This window comes from Nocardia terrae (assembly GCF_009760405.1).
Taxonomy (GTDB): domain Bacteria; phylum Actinomycetota; class Actinomycetes; order Mycobacteriales; family Mycobacteriaceae; genus Nocardia; species Nocardia terrae.
The window spans coordinates 44048-61020 of the sequence record NZ_WRPP01000018.1 but is presented as its reverse complement, the minus strand read 5'-3'; the positions used below and the strand labels follow the sequence as shown (position 1 = coordinate 61020).

Below are 16973 nucleotides of genomic sequence, written 5' to 3'. Positions count from 1 at the left end.
AGCTCGGAAATTAAGCTGACTTAATGTCCAACCACCCTCACGGGGGTGAGAATGATTGGAACCAAATAAAATATTTGGCACTGACATTCATCGACACACTATTGAGTTCTCAAAGAACACACGCACACACCAACGCCCGGGCTCTAGTCCCGCTTGTCGGTGAGGCTGCTTGTTTCTTGCTGGTGAAGCTTAGCTCAGTCCTCGCAGCAGAACCAAATCCGCTGGTCGGGCGAAACTAACCTGATCATCAGGCGCTCCTCGTCCAACCTCGTTTCCCAGGCCCTTGGGGCTCCGGGTCGGTGTCCGTGTCGCTCTGACCTGGAATAAGTTACGGGGTGCGGTGAACCAAAGTCAAATCGCCTCTCTACCTGCACCTTTGCGGGCATCTCTACGAATCACCCGGGACCGGAAGTCGATCTTCGAGGAGTGCAGATGCCCGAGGTCCTGCGAACGGTGTCCAGAGCCGCGGAGGCGGCGCGACTGGGTGACGTCGATTCCGCTCGCCACCTCTTCGTGATCGCCGAGCGCGCCCTCGAACAGCTCGCAATAGAAGAGACAGCGCTGGGTACAGAACAGACAGCACGGAACCGGCGTTGCCTGCCCGTTGACAAGCATCCGAGCGGCAACAATTGTCGAAATGCGGGTCAATACGGGAAAACGGGGCGAAACGAAGGAGTCTGCGTGAACTCAACGATGGGGGCGCGAACACCCGGCGATCAGAAGGAAGGGGCGGACGCACTCGTCTACGTCGTGTTCATTACCGCCGCTGCCGCGATGGGCGGGTTCCTTTTCGGGTACGACAGCTCGGTCATCAACGGGGCGGTCGAGGCGATCCGGGATCGCTACGACATCGGGTCGGCGACCTTGGCGCAGGTGGTGGCCATCGCGTTGATCGGGTGCGCGGTCGGCGCGGCGATCGCGGGGCGGATCGCGGACCGGATCGGGCGCATCTGGGTCATGCGGATCGCGGCCGCGCTGTTCACCTGTAGTGCGATCGGGTCGGCATTGCCGTTCGCGTTGTGGGATCTGGCCATGTGGCGAGTCATCGGCGGCATCGGCATCGGCATGGCGTCGGTGATCGGGCCCGCGTACATCGCCGAGGTGTCGCCGCCGGCGTATCGCGGACGGCTGGCGTCGTTCCAGCAGGCGGCCATCGTGATCGGCATCGCCACCTCACAGCTGGTGAACTTCGCGATCCTCAAGATGGCGGGCAGCGAGCAGCGCGGACACATCGCCGGGCTGGAAGCCTGGCAGTGGATGCTCGGCGTGATGGTGGTGCCCGCCGGGCTCTACTTCCTGTTCTCGTTCACCATTCCGGAGTCGCCGCGCTACCTCATCTCCATCGGGAAGTTCGACAAGGCGAAGGAAGTGCTGACCGAGGTCGAGGGCAACCGGGGTGAACTCGACGCTCGCATCATCGAGATCCAGCAGGCCATGCACAGTGAGACCCGCTCGACGTTCAAGGATCTGCTCGGCGGGAAGTTCTGGTTCCTGCCGGTGGTGTGGATCGGCATCGGGCTGTCGGTGTTCCAGCAGCTGGTCGGCATCAATGTCGTCTTCTACTACTCGGCGACGCTGTGGCAGTCCGTCGGCATCGATCCGTCGAGTTCGTTCTTCTACTCGTTCACGACCTCGATCATCAATATCGTGGGCACCGTCATCGCCATGGTGCTGGTCGACCGGATCGGCCGGAAACCGTTGGCGCTCATCGGATCCACGGGCATGGCCATCTCGCTCGCGCTCGAGGGATGGGCGTTCTCGTACAAGACCGGCTCGGGCAGCAACGTGAGCCTGCCGCACGCGCAGGGCATCACAGCGCTCATCTCCGCGCACTGCTTCGTGCTGTTCTTCGCCATGTCGTGGGGTGTCGTGGTGTGGGTGCTGCTCGGCGAGATGTTCCCCAACCGGATTCGCGCCGCCGCGCTCGGCGTGGCCGCGTCGGCGCAGTGGATCGCCAACTGGGTCATCACCGCCAGCTTCCCCAGCCTGGCCGACTGGAACCTGTCGGGCACCTACGTCATCTACACCGCCTTCGCCGTCCTCTCGATCCCGTTCGTGCTCAAGTGGGTTCCCGAGACCAAGGGCAAGGCACTCGAGGAAATGGGCTGATCCCTATTTGAGGATCTTGGTGATCTGGCCCGCGCCGACGGTCCGGCCGCCCTCGCGAATCGCGAACTTGAGGCCGACCTCCATGGCGATGGGCTGGATCAGCACCACCTCCATCGACACGTTGTCGCCGGGGAGGACCATCTCGACCTGCTTCGGGAGGGTGACCACCCCGGTGACATCGGTTGTGCGGAAGTAGAACTGGGGGCGGTAGTTGTTGAAGAAGGGGGTGTGGCGACCGCCTTCCTCCTTGGACAGGATGTAAGCCTGGCCCTCGAACTCGGTGTGCGGGGTGACCGAGCCGGGCTTGATGACGCACTGGCCGCGTTCCACGTCCTCACGGCGGACGCCGCGCAGCAGCAGGCCGACATTCTCGCCGGCTTGGCCCTCGTCCAGCAGCTTCCGGAACATTTCGATGCCGGTGACGGTGGTCTTGGTGGTCTTCGGGCGGATGCCGACGATCTCGACCTCGGCATTGACCTTCAGGACGCCGCGCTCGATGCGGCCGGTGACCACGGTGCCGCGGCCGGTGATGGTGAAGACGTCCTCGATGGGCATGAGGAACGGTTTCTCCACCTCACGTTTGGGCGTATCGATCCAATCGTCGACGGCGGCCAGCAGTTCGGTGATGTTCTCGCTCCACTTACCGGTCGGGTCTTCCAGCGCCTGGTACGCCGAGACCCGGACGATCGGGGTGTTGTCGCCGTCGAATTCGTACTCGCTGAGCAGATCGCTCACCTCGAGCTCGACCAGCTCCAGGATCTCCTCGTCGTCCACCATGTCGCACTTGTTCAGCGCCACAACCATTTTCGGGACGCCGACCTGCCGCGCCAGGATGACGTGCTCCTTGGTCTGCGGCATCGGGCCGTCGGTCGCGGCGACCACCAGGATCGCGCCGTCCATCTGGGCCGCGCCGGTGATCATGTTCTTGATGTAGTCCGCGTGGCCGGGGCAGTCGACGTGCGCGTAATGGCGGTTCTCCGTTTGATATTCGACGTGCGCGATGGAGATGGTGATGCCGCGCTGCCGCTCCTCCGGGGCCTTGTCGATGGCCTCGAACGGGGTGAAGGGGTTCAAGTCGGGATATTTGGTGTGCAGGACCCGGGTGATCGCTGCCGTGAGGGTGGTTTTGCCGTGGTCGATGTGGCCGATGGTGCCCACGTTGACATGCGGCTTCGTCCGCTGGAACTTCGCCTTCGCCACTGGAATCCTCCTGTGCGCCCGCGCGATTCGAGCTGTGCGCCCGCGCGATCAAGGGCGGGCACCGGAGGATGGGGACACCGCGAAGTCGTGCCCGACGGCGGTGTCGCAATCCAGGGTATTCACGCGTGGGCCGCGAAAGGTCCGGAAACGGGTGAACCGGGCGTCGAGGACCGTTGACGAAAAAGGTGGCTGACCACTGGTTTCCCGCGATTCGCCACCGGTCCCCGGACGATCAGTTCGCGCCGGGCGCACCGGCGGTCGTGGTGGGCGGAACCACGAACCTGGGCGGGGCGGTGACCGAGGGGGCCGGGATGCCGGGATTCGTGACCGAGGCATGCGAGCTGGTCGGTGCCGACGGGACGGTTGTCGCTGTAGTCGTCGTGGGAGTCGTGTCGGAGTTCTTACCCGAGCGACTCACCAGCACACCGACTGCGAAGGCGATGGCGAGCGCCGCGACGACGACCGCCACGGCAGCGATCATGCGGGCCTTCTTACCGCCATCGCCACTGGAAACATCTGTTGGTCTGGGATCGGGTGATGACATTGTCATACCCCCTTTCGCGCCGAGGGGAACGGGAGTCGATGCGGGAAGATCCCCTCGCAGGCCAATTACCCGCCGCGCTAGCGCACAAACAGCAACCTAGAGACCGACGGGTTTCGACCGACGGGATACTCGCGATCCGCGCCCCATCGGCCGCGGTCGGATCGGCGCAGTAACGTGGGCTCTCATGACAGCTGTTGCAGATCGTTCGCTCGGACCGGAACTGGTACGCACCGAGGGCATCGGGGACGCCGATGTGCTCGTCATCGGACTCACCTCGTCGGAGGACGGGCCGGTCATCGCGCCCGCCGACGCCTTCACCGATGTGCTCGACGCGGACACCCGGGCGGCGCTGCTGACTGCGCTGCGGGCGGTCGGGGCCAAGGGCAAGGGCGAGGAAGTCACCCGCGTTCCCGCGCCGGCGGGGCTGGGCGTGGACTTCGTACTGGCGGTCGGACTCGGGGCGGCGGACAAGGTCGACGCCGAGCAGGTGCGCAAGTCGGCCGGTGCGGCCGGGCGGGCGCTGACCGGGGTCGCGACCGCGGTCACCACGCTGTCCGGGCTGGATCTGGGTGCGGCGGCCGAGGGGTTCTACCTGGGCGCGTACCAGTTCACCGCGTTCAAGTCGGCCAAGTCCGCGCCGAAGGCCGAGGATCAGCCGGTCAAGCGGGTCGAATTCCTGGTTCCCGAACCGGGATTCGGTGAAGAGGAGCTGTTCCGGGCGCAGGCCATCGCCGAAGCCGTCGCCACCGCACGGGATTTCGTGAACACCCCGCCCAGCGACCTGTTCCCGGGCGAATTCGCCAACCGCGCAGCCGAACTGGCCAAGGCCGCCGGACTGCAGGTGGAGATCCTCGACGAGAAGGAACTCGAAAACCAGGGCTACGGCGGCATTCTCGGCGTCGGCAAGGGCTCCTCGCGGCCGCCGCGGCTGATCCGCATCATCTACGCGGGCGGCGACCCCAAGGTGGCGCTCATCGGCAAGGGCATCACCTTCGACACCGGCGGCATCTCCATCAAGCCCGCCGCGGGCATGGAGAACATGACCTCCGACATGGGCGGCGCGGCGGCGGTCATCGCCACCACGCTCCTCGCGGCGCGACTGAGCCTGCCGCTCACCGTTATCGCCACCGTGCCCATGGCCGAGAACATGCCGTCGGCCACCGCGCAGCGGCCGGGCGACGTGCTCACCCAGTACGGCGGCACCACCGTCGAGGTCATCAACACCGACGCCGAGGGCCGCCTCATCCTCGCCGACGCGATCGTGCGCGCGGGCGAGGACGAGCCCGACTACCTCATCGACGTCGCCACCCTCACCGGCGCGCAGATGGTCGCCCTCGGCACCCGCACCCCGGGCGTCATGGGTACCGACGTCTTCCGCGACCGCGTCGCCCGCATCTCCCAGGAGATCGGCGAAAACGCCTGGGCCATGCCGCTTCCCACCGAACTCCGCGCCGACATCAACTCCAAGGTCGCCGACCTGGCGAACGTCGCGCCCCACCGCTGGGGCGGCATGCTCTCCGCGGGCATCTTCCTCAAGGAATTCGTCCCCGAGTCCGTCCAGTGGGCTCACCTCGACGTGGCGGGCCCGGCCTACAACACCGGCGGCCCCTTCGGCTACATCGGCAAGGGCGGCACCGGCGTCCCGGTCCGCACGCTCATCACCACCCTCGAGGACATCGCCGCCGAATAACCAACGGCCCAGTCCGACAACAACGCCCGCCCTGCTCGAAGCAGCGGCGGGCGTTCGCCATTCCAGCGACCACCTCGGCCGGCGAGTTCATCGAGCGGCACGTCTTGGAGGCTAATTCGGACAAATGCCCTCAAGGATGTGCTGCTCGACGAGACGGCCGGACTGAGTCGGCAGATGCGGCCCGGCGTCACGGCCTACTCGGTGCGCGCGGAGATGGCCTTTGCGATCGGATCGCGCTTCACCTGCACCGCGGGCATGGTGGCGGAGCATTGGCCATGTGGGATCGTCGAACACACACCGACGTGGCTGTACCAACGGATCACGTACCAGGCGGTTGCGGGCGGCGCGGAGTTCGGGGCGGCTCCGATCGGCGGCGGTGCCTCTCAGTGCTCGCCCGACTGCCCGATCGTCACTGTGGCACGGGGGCGTCAGCGTGTCATTGCCATTCGGCGGTGCGGCGTTCGAGGATGCGGCGCCGAGCCTCGTAGTCGCGCATGCGTTGGGGGTAGCCGACTCTGCGGGCGTCATAGACGGGGATGTTGAGGGTGGTGGAGAGGCGGTGGGCGCCGCGTTCGCCGACTACGCGGCGGGTCCATTCGCCGTCGTGGGCTACCAGGACGACCGTTACGTCGGTGACCGTGGTGCGGGGCTCGACGAAAGCCTCGACGCCGTAGTGGTTTCGGGTCCAGGCGGCGAGGTGCGCCATGTCGGCGGGGTCGACGTCACCCCGGCGGGCGGAACCGCTACGTCCGAACCGATCCAGGAATCCCATCGGAAGCCTCCTCTCCGGACCGGAATACACACCGCCGGATATTTCGATACTGCCCACCTCCGGGCCCGCCCGCCACTCCCCCGTCCAACTCCTAAGCGCCCCCTCAGAAACCGTTCAGCCGCACCTCAGCCCACCTGCCGAGCGGACCGCCGCCGAACCCGGTTCGCCCGATTCCGTCCTCTGCGCCGCACGGCGATCGCACCCGAACTCGATTCGGGTCATGGCCACGGATCCGCGCCCTGTCCGTGAAGCGTCGAGCGCCAACCTTCGATGACTACCGAGTGCCACACGACAGGCGGCATCGGCCCGCCGCACCGAACCCGCCGAGCGCGGGAGTGCGGGTGGGGTTCCAGTTAGCTGCTCGCTACCGCTGCGTCCGTCGTGTTGACTCCCGGCTACCGGCACCCCGGACGGGCGCGGTGAGGGCAAACGTGATACGTGTCATGGCATCCCGCTTATCCGGGCGCACGCCAGGGACTTTCCCGCTCACGCGGGGGATCGCGACACGGAGAGGTCGGCGCAACCGCCGCCCTGTGACACGCCGCACCGCGACGAGTGCAAGGATGGGTGGCTGGAACAAGAACCAACACGGATCTCTGGCGCCACGGATAGTTCGGTGGCCGTCGGGACGACATCGCGACCCGCGGTGCCACGCCCGCTGAGAGACGAACTGTTTAACCCGACGAGCAGTCAGAGGAGTCAACGGAAATGACCTTCTCCGTCCAGATGCCGGCTCTTGGTGAGAGCGTCACCGAGGGCACTGTGACCAGGTGGCTGAAGAAGGAAGGAGACACGGTCGAGGTCGACGAGCCGCTGCTCGAGGTCTCCACCGACAAGGTCGACACCGAGATCCCGTCCCCCACCGCAGGCGTTCTCGTGAAGATCGTCGCCCAGGAGGACGACGTGGTCGAGGTCGGCGGAGAGCTCGGCGTGATCGGTGAGGCCGGTTCCGCGCCTGCCCCGGCCGCCGACCCCGCTCCCGCCGCAGCCCCGGCCCCGGCTCCCGAAGCCGCCCCCGCTCCCGCCCCGGCCCCGCAGCCGGTTGCCGCCGCTCCGGCCCCGGCACCCGCCGCCGCGCCCGCTCCGGCCGCTGCCGCCTCCGGCACCCCGGTCAAGATGCCCGAGCTCGGTGAGTCCGTCACCGAGGGCACCGTCACCCGCTGGCTGAAGCAGGTCGGCGACCAGGTCGCGGTCGACGAGCCGCTGCTCGAGGTCTCCACCGACAAGGTCGACACCGAGATCCCGTCTCCGGTCGCGGGCACGCTGCTGGAGATCTCCGCGAACGAGGACGATGTCGTCGCGGTCGGCGGTCAGCTGGGCGTCATCGGCAGCGGCTCCCCTGCCGCCGCCCCGGCCCCGGCCCCCGCGCCTGCACCCGCCCCGGCTGCTCCGGCCCCGGCTCCCGCGCCCGCCCCGGCTCCGGCCGCCGCGGCTCCCGCGCCTGCGCCCGCTCCGGCTCCGGCTCCCAAGCCCGCCGTGGTCCCGGCCGCGGCCACCCCGGCCGAGGAGCCCTCCACCAACGGCGGCGGCCCCTACGTCACCCCGCTGGTGCGAAAGCTGGCCGCGGAGAACAACGTCGACCTCGCCTCCGTCTCCGGTTCCGGTGTCGGCGGCCGCATCCGCAAGCAGGATGTGCTCGCCGCGGCCGAGGCCAAGAAGGCTCCGGCTCCCGCCGCTGCCGCACCCGCCGCCGCTGCTCCGGCCGCCCCGGCCGCTGCCGCCGCCGCGCCGCGGCCGTCGCTGTCGCACCTGCCCGGCACGGTCCAGAAGGCCAGCCGCATCCGGCAGATCACCGCGGTCAAGACGCTCGAGTCGCTGCAGACGACCGCGCAGCTGACCCAGGTGCACGAGGTCGACATGACCAAGATCGCGTCCCTGCGCAACCGCGCCAAGGCCGCGTTCAAGCAGCGCGAAGGCGTGAACATCACGTTCCTGCCGTTCTACGCCAAGGCCGTCATCGAGGCGCTGGCCGTGCACCCGAACATCAACGCGTCGTACAACATCGAGACCAAGGAGATCACCTACCACTCGGTGGTCAACCTGGGTATCGCGGTCGACACCGAGCAGGGTCTGCTCTCGCCGGTCATCCACAACGCCAACGACCTGTCGCTGGCCGGACTGGCCCGGGCCATCGCCGATATCGCCAACCGCGCCCGCACCGGCGGCCTCAAGCCGGACGAGCTGGCCAACGGCACCTTCACGATCACGAACATCGGATCGAACGGCGCGCTGTTCGACACCCCGATCCTGCTGCCGCCGCAGTCCGCCATGCTGGGCACCGGCGCGATCGTGAAGCGCCCCATGGTGATCAGTGATGACGGCAACGAGTTCATCGGCATCCGCTCGATGGCCTACCTGCCGCTCACCTACGATCACCGCCTCATCGACGGCGCCGACGCTGGTCGCTTCCTGACCACCGTCAAGCACCGCCTGGAAGAGGCGGCGTTCGAGGGCGACCTCGGCCTGTAATCGCATGAAGGTCGTGGTCGCCGGTTCGTCCGGACTGATCGGGACGGCGCTCGTCGCGGCCCTGCGCCGCGACGGGCACGAGGTCACCCGCCTCGTGCGCCGTCCCGTCCACGCCCGGGACGAATTCACCTGGGACCCCGTCCGTTCCCATCTCGACGAGCGCGCGCTGCGCGATGCCGACGCCGTGGTGAACCTCTGCGGCGCGAGCATCGGGCGGCGGCGCTGGAACGGCAGCTACAAGCAGGAGCTGCGCGACAGCCGCATCGTGCCGACCGATGTGCTGGCCGCCGCGGTCGCCGCCACGGGCGTGCCGACGCTGATCAATGCCAGCGGCGTGCACTACTACGGCGGTGACAGCCAGGACCGGGTCGTCACCGAAACCTCGCCCGCCGGAACGGGTTTCCTGGCCCAACTGTGCGCCGACTGGGAGGCCGCCACCGAGCAGGCCACCGACGCCGGCGTGCGCACAGTGCTGCTGCGGTCGGCCGTGGTGCTGGCCCGGCACGGCGGCATGCTCGGCATGCTGTATCCGCTGTACTACCTCGGCCTGGGCGGACGCCTGGGCACTGGACGGCAGTACGTGCCGTGGATCTCGCTCGACGACGAGGTGGGCGCGATCATCTACGCGCTGACCCACGAAAACCTTTCCGGCCCGGTCAATATGGTCGGACCAGCACCGGTCACCAATGCCGAGTTCACCCGTGCGCTCGGCCGCGTCATGCACCGGCCCACTCCCCTGATGGTGCCCGCGTTCGCGCTGCGGCTGGCGGTCGGCGAGTTCGCGGAAGAGGCGATCCTGCACGGCCCCAGGGCGATTCCCACCGTGCTCGAAGAAGCCGGGTACCACTTCCAGCACCCGACCATCGGCGCTGCCCTGACCGCCACCCTCGGCCACGCGGGCTGACCGCCCCGGCCTTCCCGACCGACTGACCATCCCGTCCACCTTCGTCATCCCGGCACGCATGTGGCCGTTGATCTCGGGCCGCTGCAGGTGGATTCCGGCCGAAAGCGCGCCGGGATGACGAACGCACGGAGCCTGTGGACGCGGCGCGCGTCACAGCGGGGTCGTCGATACCGTGTCAGGGTGACCAATCGATCGTCCGAGCTGTTGATCCGCGATGCGCGGGAGAGCGACCTCCCCGAGATCCTGGTGATCCACAACAACGCCATCGCCGAAACCACGGCCATCTGGGATACCGAACTCGCCGATCTGGACGAGCGCAAGGCGTGGTTCGCGGCGCGGACCGGGGCCGGATATCCGATCCTGGTGGCCGAGATCGACGGCCAGGTGGCGGGCTACGCCAGCTACGGGCAGTTCCGGCCTAAGTCCGGCTACCGCTTCTGCGTGGAGAACTCGGTGTACGTGTCAGATATATTCCACCGGCGCGGAGTGGCGACGGCGCTCATGACCGAGCTGCTGGCGCGGGCACAGAACTCGGACGTGCACACCATGATCGCGGTGATCGAGTCGAGTAACCGCACGTCGATCGCCCTGCACGAGAAATTCGGGTTCGCGATCGTGGGCCAGCTGCCCGAAGTCGGGCACAAGTTCGGGCGTTGGATGGACCTCACGCTGATGCAACGCGTCATCGGTGAAGGGGTAACGTCGCAATCGTGAGTGAGAGCAGTACGGCCACCGCACCGTTACCCCGTGCGGTATCCGCCCGCTTCGACGGCACACCCCTCGTCGTCGAGAATCTGGGCCTCATCGAATACCGCAACGCCTGGGACCTGCAGCGGACGATCGCGGCGGAACGGGCCGAGGGCATCGGCCACGACCGGCTGCTCCTGCTGGAACACCCCTTCGTCTTCACCGCCGGACGGCGCACCGAACCCCAGGACCTGCCCATGGACGGCAGCCCGGTGATCGAGGTGGACCGCGGCGGCAAGATCACCTGGCACGGTCCGGGGCAACTCGTGGGCTACCCGATCATCCGGCTGGCGGAACCGGTCGATGTGGTCATGTACGTGCGGCGGCTGGAAGAGGCTCTCATCTCCGTCTGCGCCCAGCTCGGCCTGGAAGCCGGACGCGTGGAAGGCCGTTCGGGCGTGTGGGTGCCGGAGTCGGAGTTCCAGCCCGAACGCAAGGTCGCGGCCATCGGCGTGCGCGTCCAGCGCGGGGTGACGCTGCACGGCGTCTCGCTCAACTGCAACTCCAGCCTGGACGGGTTCGACGCGATCGTGCCGTGCGGGATCCGCGACGCCGGGGTCACCACGCTGAGCCGTGAGCTCGGGCGCGAAGTGACCGTCGACGAGGTGCGGCCGCTGGTCGCCGACGCGATCGCGCGCGCTCTCGACGGCGACCTGAAGGTGACCGACCACGTCGTCTCCCGGTGCGCGAAGGCATCCGCCGAATGCCCCGAACCGCTGCCCGCGTCGACGACCGATCAACTCCCCGTGGTGGTGCCCGAAGCCGTGCCCGCCCAGGCCCAATGACCCTCCAGGGTCGAAAGATCATGAGCGTAGGGTGAACAAAGTGACCTCTGTCGATACCCCGGCATCCGATAACTCGGCCGCACCCAATGGCCGCAAGCTGCTCCGCATCGAGGCGCGCAACGCCGAGACCCCGATCGAGCGCAAACCCTCCTGGATCCGCACCCGCGCGACCATGGGCCCCGAGTACACCGAACTCAAGGGCTTGGTGAAACGCGAAGGGCTGCACACGGTCTGCGAGGAAGCCGGGTGTCCCAACATCTTCGAATGCTGGGAAGACCGCGAGGCCACCTTCCTGATCGGCGGCGAGCAGTGCACGCGGCGCTGCGACTTCTGCCAGATCGACACCGGCAAGCCGGCCGCGCTGGACCGCGACGAGCCGCGGCGCGTGGCCGAGAGCGTGCAGGCCATGGGGCTGCGCTACTCGACCATCACCGGTGTCGCGCGCGACGATCTCGAGGACGGCGGCGCGTGGCTGTACGCGGAGACCGTGCGCGCCATCAAGCGGCTCAACCCGCACACGGGTGTCGAGTTGCTGATCCCGGACTTCAACGCGGTGCCCGAGCAGCTGGCCGAGGTGTTCGCGTCGCGGCCCGAGGTGCTGGCGCACAACCTGGAGACGGTGCCGCGCGTGTTCAAGCGCATCCGGCCCGCGTTCCGGTACGAGCGGTCGCTGGCGGTCATCACCGCGGCGCGTGAGGCGGGTCTGGTCACCAAGTCCAACCTCATCCTGGGCATGGGCGAGACGCCCGAGGAAGTGACCCAGGCGCTGCGCGACCTGCACGAGGCGGGCACCGACATCATCACGATCACCCAGTACCTGCGGCCCTCCCCCCGCCACCACCCGGTCGACCGGTGGGTGAAGCCGGAGGAGTTCGTGGAGCACTCCAAGGCCGCCGAGGAGATGGGCTTCGCCGGTGTCATGGCGGGCCCGCTGGTTCGCTCGTCCTACCGGGCCGGTCGTCTCTACGCGCAGGCCATGCGCCACCACGGCCGCGAGATCTCCCCCGAGATGCAGCACCTGGCCGAGGAAGGCTCGGCCGCACAGGAGGCCAACAGCGTGCTGGCCCGTTTCGGCTCCTCGGGGGCGTAAGCCGATTCACCTGCCGTCCGCGGCAGCACAGATGAACAGGAAAGGCCCGGACGGAAACGTCCGGGCCTTTCCGCTCGGCCCGGCTCCGCTTGACCGGACGAGATCTTGTCCCGACGGATTTCCAGGCCGACAGCATGCTGTCGATGTACACCCTGCTGATCAGCTCATGGCGTGTCCACTGAGGTGAACGCCCGGTGTCGGCGTGCCGTACAAATCGGTTCGGTCGATTCGTGGACGAGCGCGCGCCGCTGGTGGGAAGCTCGAAGGACCGCTTTCATCGACCCCCGGAGCGAGCCATGGTCGAGCGAACGACGTCGTCGCAAGGTGTCAACGGCAGGGTAGTCGTGGCCGAAAGGCCCGACGACATACGGAATGTGGTGCTGGTCGGCCACAGCGGGTCGGGCAAGACCACGCTGGTGGAGGCGCTCGCCGTGGCGGCGGGCGCGGTGCCGCGGGCCGGACGGGTGGAGGACGGCACCTGCGTCTCGGACTACGACGACATCGAGCAGCGACAACATAGGTCGGTTCAGCTGTCGGTGGTGCCGATGGGGTGGGACCACATCAAGGTCAATCTCCTCGATACCCCCGGATACGCGGATTTCGTCGGGGAACTCAGGGCCGGTCTGCGAGCAGCGGACGCGGCCCTTTTCGTACTCTCGGCCGCCGCCGGGGTGGAAGGCGTGAGCGGGCCGACATTGGCGCTCTGGGACGAATGCGCGAGTGTCGGAATGCCGCGCGCCATCGTGCTCACCCATTTGGACACCGCGCGTGCCGATTTCGAGGACATGACCGAGACCTGCCGGGAGATTCTCGGCGGCGGGCGGTCGGAAAGCATGCTGCCGCTGCATCTTCCGGTGTACGGAGACAAGGGGGCCGACGGGCATCGGCCGGTGACCGGGCTGATCGATCTGCTCACCCAGCACGTCTACGACTACGTGACCGGGGAACGCGTCGAAACGCCTGCCTCCGAGGAACAGCGCGAGCAGATGGATGAGGCGCGCAACCGGCTCATCGAGGGGATCATCGCCGAGAGCGAGGACGAGACCCTCATGGACCGCTACATCAGCGGCGAGGAGATCGATCTCACGACGCTGGTCGCCGATCTCGAAAAGGCCGTGGCACGAGGGAGTTTCCATCCGGTGCTGATCGCCGCGCCGCCGCCGGAAGGCGCGCGGCAGGGGCTGGGGACCGTGGAGATCCTCGACCTGATCACGCGCGGATTCCCCACGCCCGCCGAGCATCCCGTCTCCGCGACCGGGTCGGGCGGGAAGTCCTCCGCGCTCGCCTGCGATCCCGCCGCGCCGCTGGCCGCCGAGGTCATCCGCACCGCCTCCGACCCGTATGTGGGCCGAATGTCGCTGGTGCGCCTGTTCTCCGGCACGCTGCACGCCGACGACACCGTGCACGTGTGCGGGCACGGCGTCGGCGAGACCGCCGATCACGATGCCGACGAACGCGTCGGCGGGGTGTCCGCGCCGTTCGGCAAACAGCAGCGGCCGCTGCCCCAGGCCATCGCCGGGGACATCGTGTGCGTGACCAAGCTGTCGCGGGCCGAGACCGGGGACACGTTGTCCGCCAAGGACTGCCCGCTCATCATCGAACCCTGGTCGATGCCGGATCCGCTGCTGCCGGTGGCGATCAAGGCGCACAGCAAGGCCGATGAGGACAAGCTCTCCCAAGGGCTGTCGCGGCTGGTCGCCGAGGATCCGACGGTGCGGCTGGAACAGAATCCCGACACCCATCAGCTGGTGCTGTGGTGTCTGGGCGAGGCGCATCGTGAAGTGGCGCTGGAGCGATTGCGGTCCCGCTTCGGCGTGCAGGTGGACGTCGTCGACCACAAGGTCGCGTTGCGTGAGACCTTCGCCACCTCGGCCTCGGCCAAGGGGCGGCACGTGAAGCAGTCCGGTGGGCACGGGCAGTACGCCATCTGCGAGATCGAGGTCGCACCGCTGCCGGAAGGATCCGGTATCGAATTCGTCGACAAGGTGGTGGGCGGAGTCGTTCCGCGCCAGTTCATTCCGTCGGTGGAGAAGGGGGTGCGTGCCCAGGCCGTCCGGGGCGTGGTCGCCGGATACCCGCTGGTGGATGTCCGGGTGACATTGTTCGACGGGAAGGCCCACTCGGTCGACTCCTCCGACGCCGCCTTCCAGATGGCGGGCGCGCTGGCCCTGCGCGAGGCTGCCGGGACGGCGCGCATCAATTTGCTGGAGCCGATATCCGAAGTGCGCGTGGTGGTTTCGGATGAGTACGTGGGCCCTGTGCTGGGCGACCTGTCCAGCCGCCGCGGCCGCGTACTGGGCACCGAACCGGTAGGACTGGGGCGCACCGTGATTCGCGCCGAGGTACCGGAGCTGGAACTCAGCCGCTACGCCGTGGACCTGCGCTCACTGGCCCACGGCGCGGCCACCTTCACCCGCGCCTACGCCCGCCACGAAGCCATGCCCGCCCAGCTGGCCGACTCCATGCGAGAGAAGATGAAGACTGCCAACTGATCTCGCGTCGAACAGCTCTCGCAGATCGGGCGGCGGACGGGCGTTACTCGCAGGCCACGCCGTCGTTGTCGCGGTCGAGGGCGGGGCGGTAGCCGGGCTCGCCGTTCAGGATCGGGGCGGCGCCGGCGTTGCGGGCCTCGGTGCAGTTCTTGAAGTAGACGTCGTCGGAGACCCGGACGACGAGGCCGGAGTCGTCGAGGAGGTCACGCGCGGCGGCCGGGGCGGGGACGGCCGGGATCTCGGCCGGAGCGGCGGGCTGGGGCTGGACCGCGGGGATCTCGGCCGGGGCGGCGTGGAATTGCATCGGGATCGCCGGGGCGGCAAGGGTTTCCGCGGTGGCGGGGGCGGCGGTCACCGCGAGCAGGGCGGCGGCGGTGGCGGTCAGGCCGAGGGTGGCCAGGGCCTTTTTCATACTTCTCACTCCAGTTTCTTACTCGGGGATGGTTGTGCCGCTGCGATGTTCAGGAATCGCAGCCGTCGAGGACACGCAGCATGGCGTCCTTCTCGGCCTGGGTCACCCACAGGTGGTAGGCGGCTTTCACTTCGATCTGCTTCGCCACATAGGCGCAGCGGAAGGATTTGTTGGGCGGCAGCCAGGAGGCGGCGTCGCTCGCGCCCTTGCGCTGATTGGCCGGGCCGTCGACCGCGAGCAGGTTGCGAGGGTCGTTGGCGAAGTTGGCGCGCTCGCGCGGGGTGAGCTGCTGTGCGCCCTTCTGCCAGGCGTCGGACAGGGCGACCACGTGGTCGACCTGGACCGCGTTCGAGGTGCCCGAGCCGCGCACGAAATCGATGTCCTTGCCGGTGTACGGATCGGACAGGGTGCCGTTGAGAACCACGCAGTCGCGGGTGCCGGGCTTGAAGGCCGGGTCGGTGAGGTCGCGGCCGAGGATGTCGTTGCGGGTGTCGCAGCCGTTGCGGCCGCCGGCGACATCGACGTCGTCGGTCCAGTTCTCGCCGAACTGGTTTCGGGCGTAGCCGGTCTTCGGGGCGCGGCCCTTCACCGGGAGGGTGTCGAGGACGGCCCGGGCATCGGCCGGGGACAGGGCGGTGGCCTGCGTGAACGCCAGCGCCGCCGCCCGCGGCAGCGATTGCGCCGCGACGTTCGCCGACTCGCTCGGCGGCAGATTGTCGGCGGCCAGGCCGTGGGAGGTGCAGGCCATGAGGGTGAGCGCGCCCACGAGCAGCGCGACCGCGCCCGGAAGCCGTGTGCGGAGACCGGCGGAGGCGGGCCTGTGGTCCGTCGACCGCATGTCCTTCCGGGTTCCCTTCACTCGGCACTGGTTATTACCAGCAGAACAGATCCAAGCGGGCTTACACAAACCACCCCGCTCGCGACGCCGGTGATCCCGTCGCGAACCGGGCGGTCCCGGCCATTAAGCTGGACGTCATGGCAGCAGGCAAGGGCGGTAATCCGTCGAAGGAAGCGAAGGCCGCGGCGAAGGCGGCGCGCAGGCAGGCGTCGAAGGAGCGTCGTCAGCAGCTCTGGCAGGCGTTCCAGATGCAGCGCAAGGAAGACAAACTCCTGCTGCCGCTGATGATCGGCGCTTTCGTCGGCGTGACCGTGTTGTTCCTGGTGATCGGGTTCATCTTCGGCATGCAGTGGTTCCTGCTGCCGATCGGCCTGCTGCTGGGCGCGCTCGCCGCGTTCATCCTCTTCGGCCGCCGCGTCCAGAAGAACGTGTACGCCAAGGCCGAGGGCCAGGCCGGCGCGGCCGCCTGGGTGCTCGACAACCTCCAGGGCAAGTGGCGCGTCACCCCCGGCGTCGCCGCCACCACCCAGCTCGACGCCGTGCACCGCGTGGTCGGCCTCCCCGGCGTCATCCTGGTCGCCGAGGGCTCCCCGCAGCGCGTGAAGTCGCTGCTCGCCCAGGAGAAGAAGAAGGTCTCCCGCCTGGTCGGCGACACCCCGATCTACGACATCGTCATCGGCAACGAGTCCGACCAGGTCGCCATCAAGGACCTCCAGCGCTACCTCACCAAACTCCCCCGCAATATCGACGCCAAGCGCATGGACCTCATCGAGGGCCGCCTCGCCGCCCTCGCCACCCGCGGCGGCCCCGCCCTCCCCAAGGGCCCCCTCCCCTCCGGCGCGAAAATGCGCGGCGTCCAGCGCTCGATCCGCCGCCGCTGACCCACCCGAACACCCCGAAGCCCGCGTCCCCCGACGCGGG

Annotated in this window: 14 protein-coding genes; 9 read left to right on the top strand and 5 right to left on the bottom strand. The window is 68.2% G+C overall.

Translation table 11 applies throughout. From position 1 onward, the window contains the following. The first annotated feature begins 693 nt into the window (after nucleotides 1-693). A complete protein-coding gene (locus GPX89_RS43635; RefSeq protein ID WP_157393678.1) occupies nucleotides 694-2109 on the top strand; it encodes a sugar porter family MFS transporter in 1416 nt (471 codons plus the stop codon). Nucleotides 2110-2112: 3 nt separating this feature from the next. On the opposite strand, the gene tuf is transcribed toward GPX89_RS43635, so the two are convergent. Then, nucleotides 2113-3309 carry an elongation factor Tu gene (gene tuf, locus GPX89_RS43630; RefSeq protein ID WP_328603007.1) on the bottom strand — a complete coding sequence of 399 codons (1197 nt, stop codon included), beginning with the start codon at nucleotides 3307-3309 and terminating at the stop codon, nucleotides 2113-2115. A 232-nt stretch (nucleotides 3310-3541) separates the two neighbouring features. Beyond that, a complete protein-coding gene (locus GPX89_RS43625; RefSeq protein WP_157393666.1) occupies nucleotides 3542-3790 on the bottom strand; it encodes a hypothetical protein in 249 nt (82 codons plus the stop codon). Nucleotides 3791-4037: 247 nt separating this feature from the next. Between GPX89_RS43625 and GPX89_RS43620 the strand changes: the two genes are divergently transcribed. Continuing rightward, nucleotides 4038-5543, top strand: a complete 1506-nt coding sequence (locus GPX89_RS43620) for a leucyl aminopeptidase (protein WP_157393665.1) — start codon at nucleotides 4038-4040, stop codon at nucleotides 5541-5543. A 436-nt stretch (nucleotides 5544-5979) separates the two neighbouring features. Here GPX89_RS43620 and GPX89_RS43615 read toward each other — a convergent pair whose 3' ends face one another. Further along, nucleotides 5980-6315: an oxidoreductase gene (locus GPX89_RS43615; protein WP_157393664.1), complete on the bottom strand. Its 336-nt coding sequence runs from the start codon at nucleotides 6313-6315 to the stop codon at nucleotides 5980-5982. A gap of 708 nt (nucleotides 6316-7023) precedes the next feature. Here GPX89_RS43615 and sucB point away from each other — a divergent pair. The 6 genes from sucB to GPX89_RS43585 all read left to right on the top strand — a co-directional run bounded on the left by sucB (nucleotide 7024) and on the right by GPX89_RS43585 (nucleotide 14802). Beyond that, the gene (gene sucB, locus GPX89_RS43610; RefSeq protein ID WP_157393663.1) at nucleotides 7024-8784 is read left to right on the top strand and encodes a 2-oxoglutarate dehydrogenase, E2 component, dihydrolipoamide succinyltransferase; all 1761 of its coding nucleotides are present in this window, start codon (nucleotides 7024-7026) and stop codon (nucleotides 8782-8784) included. Nucleotides 8785-8788: 4 nt separating this feature from the next. After that, on the top strand, nucleotides 8789-9688 hold the full coding sequence (locus GPX89_RS43605; RefSeq protein ID WP_157393662.1) for a TIGR01777 family oxidoreductase: 900 nt from the start codon (nucleotides 8789-8791) through the stop codon (nucleotides 9686-9688). Nucleotides 9689-9889: 201 nt separating this feature from the next. Beyond that, the gene (locus tag GPX89_RS43600) at nucleotides 9890-10402 is read left to right on the top strand and encodes a GNAT family N-acetyltransferase (RefSeq protein ID WP_157393677.1); all 513 of its coding nucleotides are present in this window, start codon (nucleotides 9890-9892) and stop codon (nucleotides 10400-10402) included. After that, complete coding sequence (lipB, locus tag GPX89_RS43595) at nucleotides 10396-11220, top strand: lipoyl(octanoyl) transferase LipB (RefSeq protein ID WP_407939582.1); 825 nt, start codon at nucleotides 10396-10398, stop codon at nucleotides 11218-11220. Before GPX89_RS43600 ends, lipB begins: the two co-directional genes overlap by 7 nt. 40 nt (nucleotides 11221-11260) lie before the next feature. Beyond that, nucleotides 11261-12310, top strand: coding sequence for a lipoyl synthase (gene lipA, locus GPX89_RS43590; RefSeq protein ID WP_328603005.1), 1050 nt, complete (start codon nucleotides 11261-11263; stop codon nucleotides 12308-12310). Nucleotides 12311-12606: 296 nt separating this feature from the next. Continuing rightward, nucleotides 12607-14802: an elongation factor G-like protein EF-G2 gene (locus GPX89_RS43585; protein ID WP_157393661.1), complete on the top strand. Its 2196-nt coding sequence runs from the start codon at nucleotides 12607-12609 to the stop codon at nucleotides 14800-14802. Between the two features lie 43 nt (nucleotides 14803-14845). On the opposite strand, the gene GPX89_RS43580 is transcribed toward GPX89_RS43585, so the two are convergent. Continuing rightward, nucleotides 14846-15214, bottom strand: a complete 369-nt coding sequence (locus tag GPX89_RS43580; protein ID WP_157393674.1) for an excalibur calcium-binding domain-containing protein — start codon at nucleotides 15212-15214, stop codon at nucleotides 14846-14848. 49 nt (nucleotides 15215-15263) lie between these two features. Then, entirely contained in the window at nucleotides 15264-16052 is a 789-nt protein-coding gene (locus GPX89_RS43575) for an HNH endonuclease family protein (protein ID WP_157393660.1), read from the bottom strand. 137 nt (nucleotides 16053-16189) lie between these two features. On the opposite strand from GPX89_RS43575, the gene GPX89_RS43570 reads away from it, so the two are divergent. Then, nucleotides 16190-16933, top strand: a complete 744-nt coding sequence (locus GPX89_RS43570) for a DUF4191 domain-containing protein (protein WP_157393659.1) — start codon at nucleotides 16190-16192, stop codon at nucleotides 16931-16933. Nucleotides 16934-16973 lie beyond the last annotated feature (40 nt).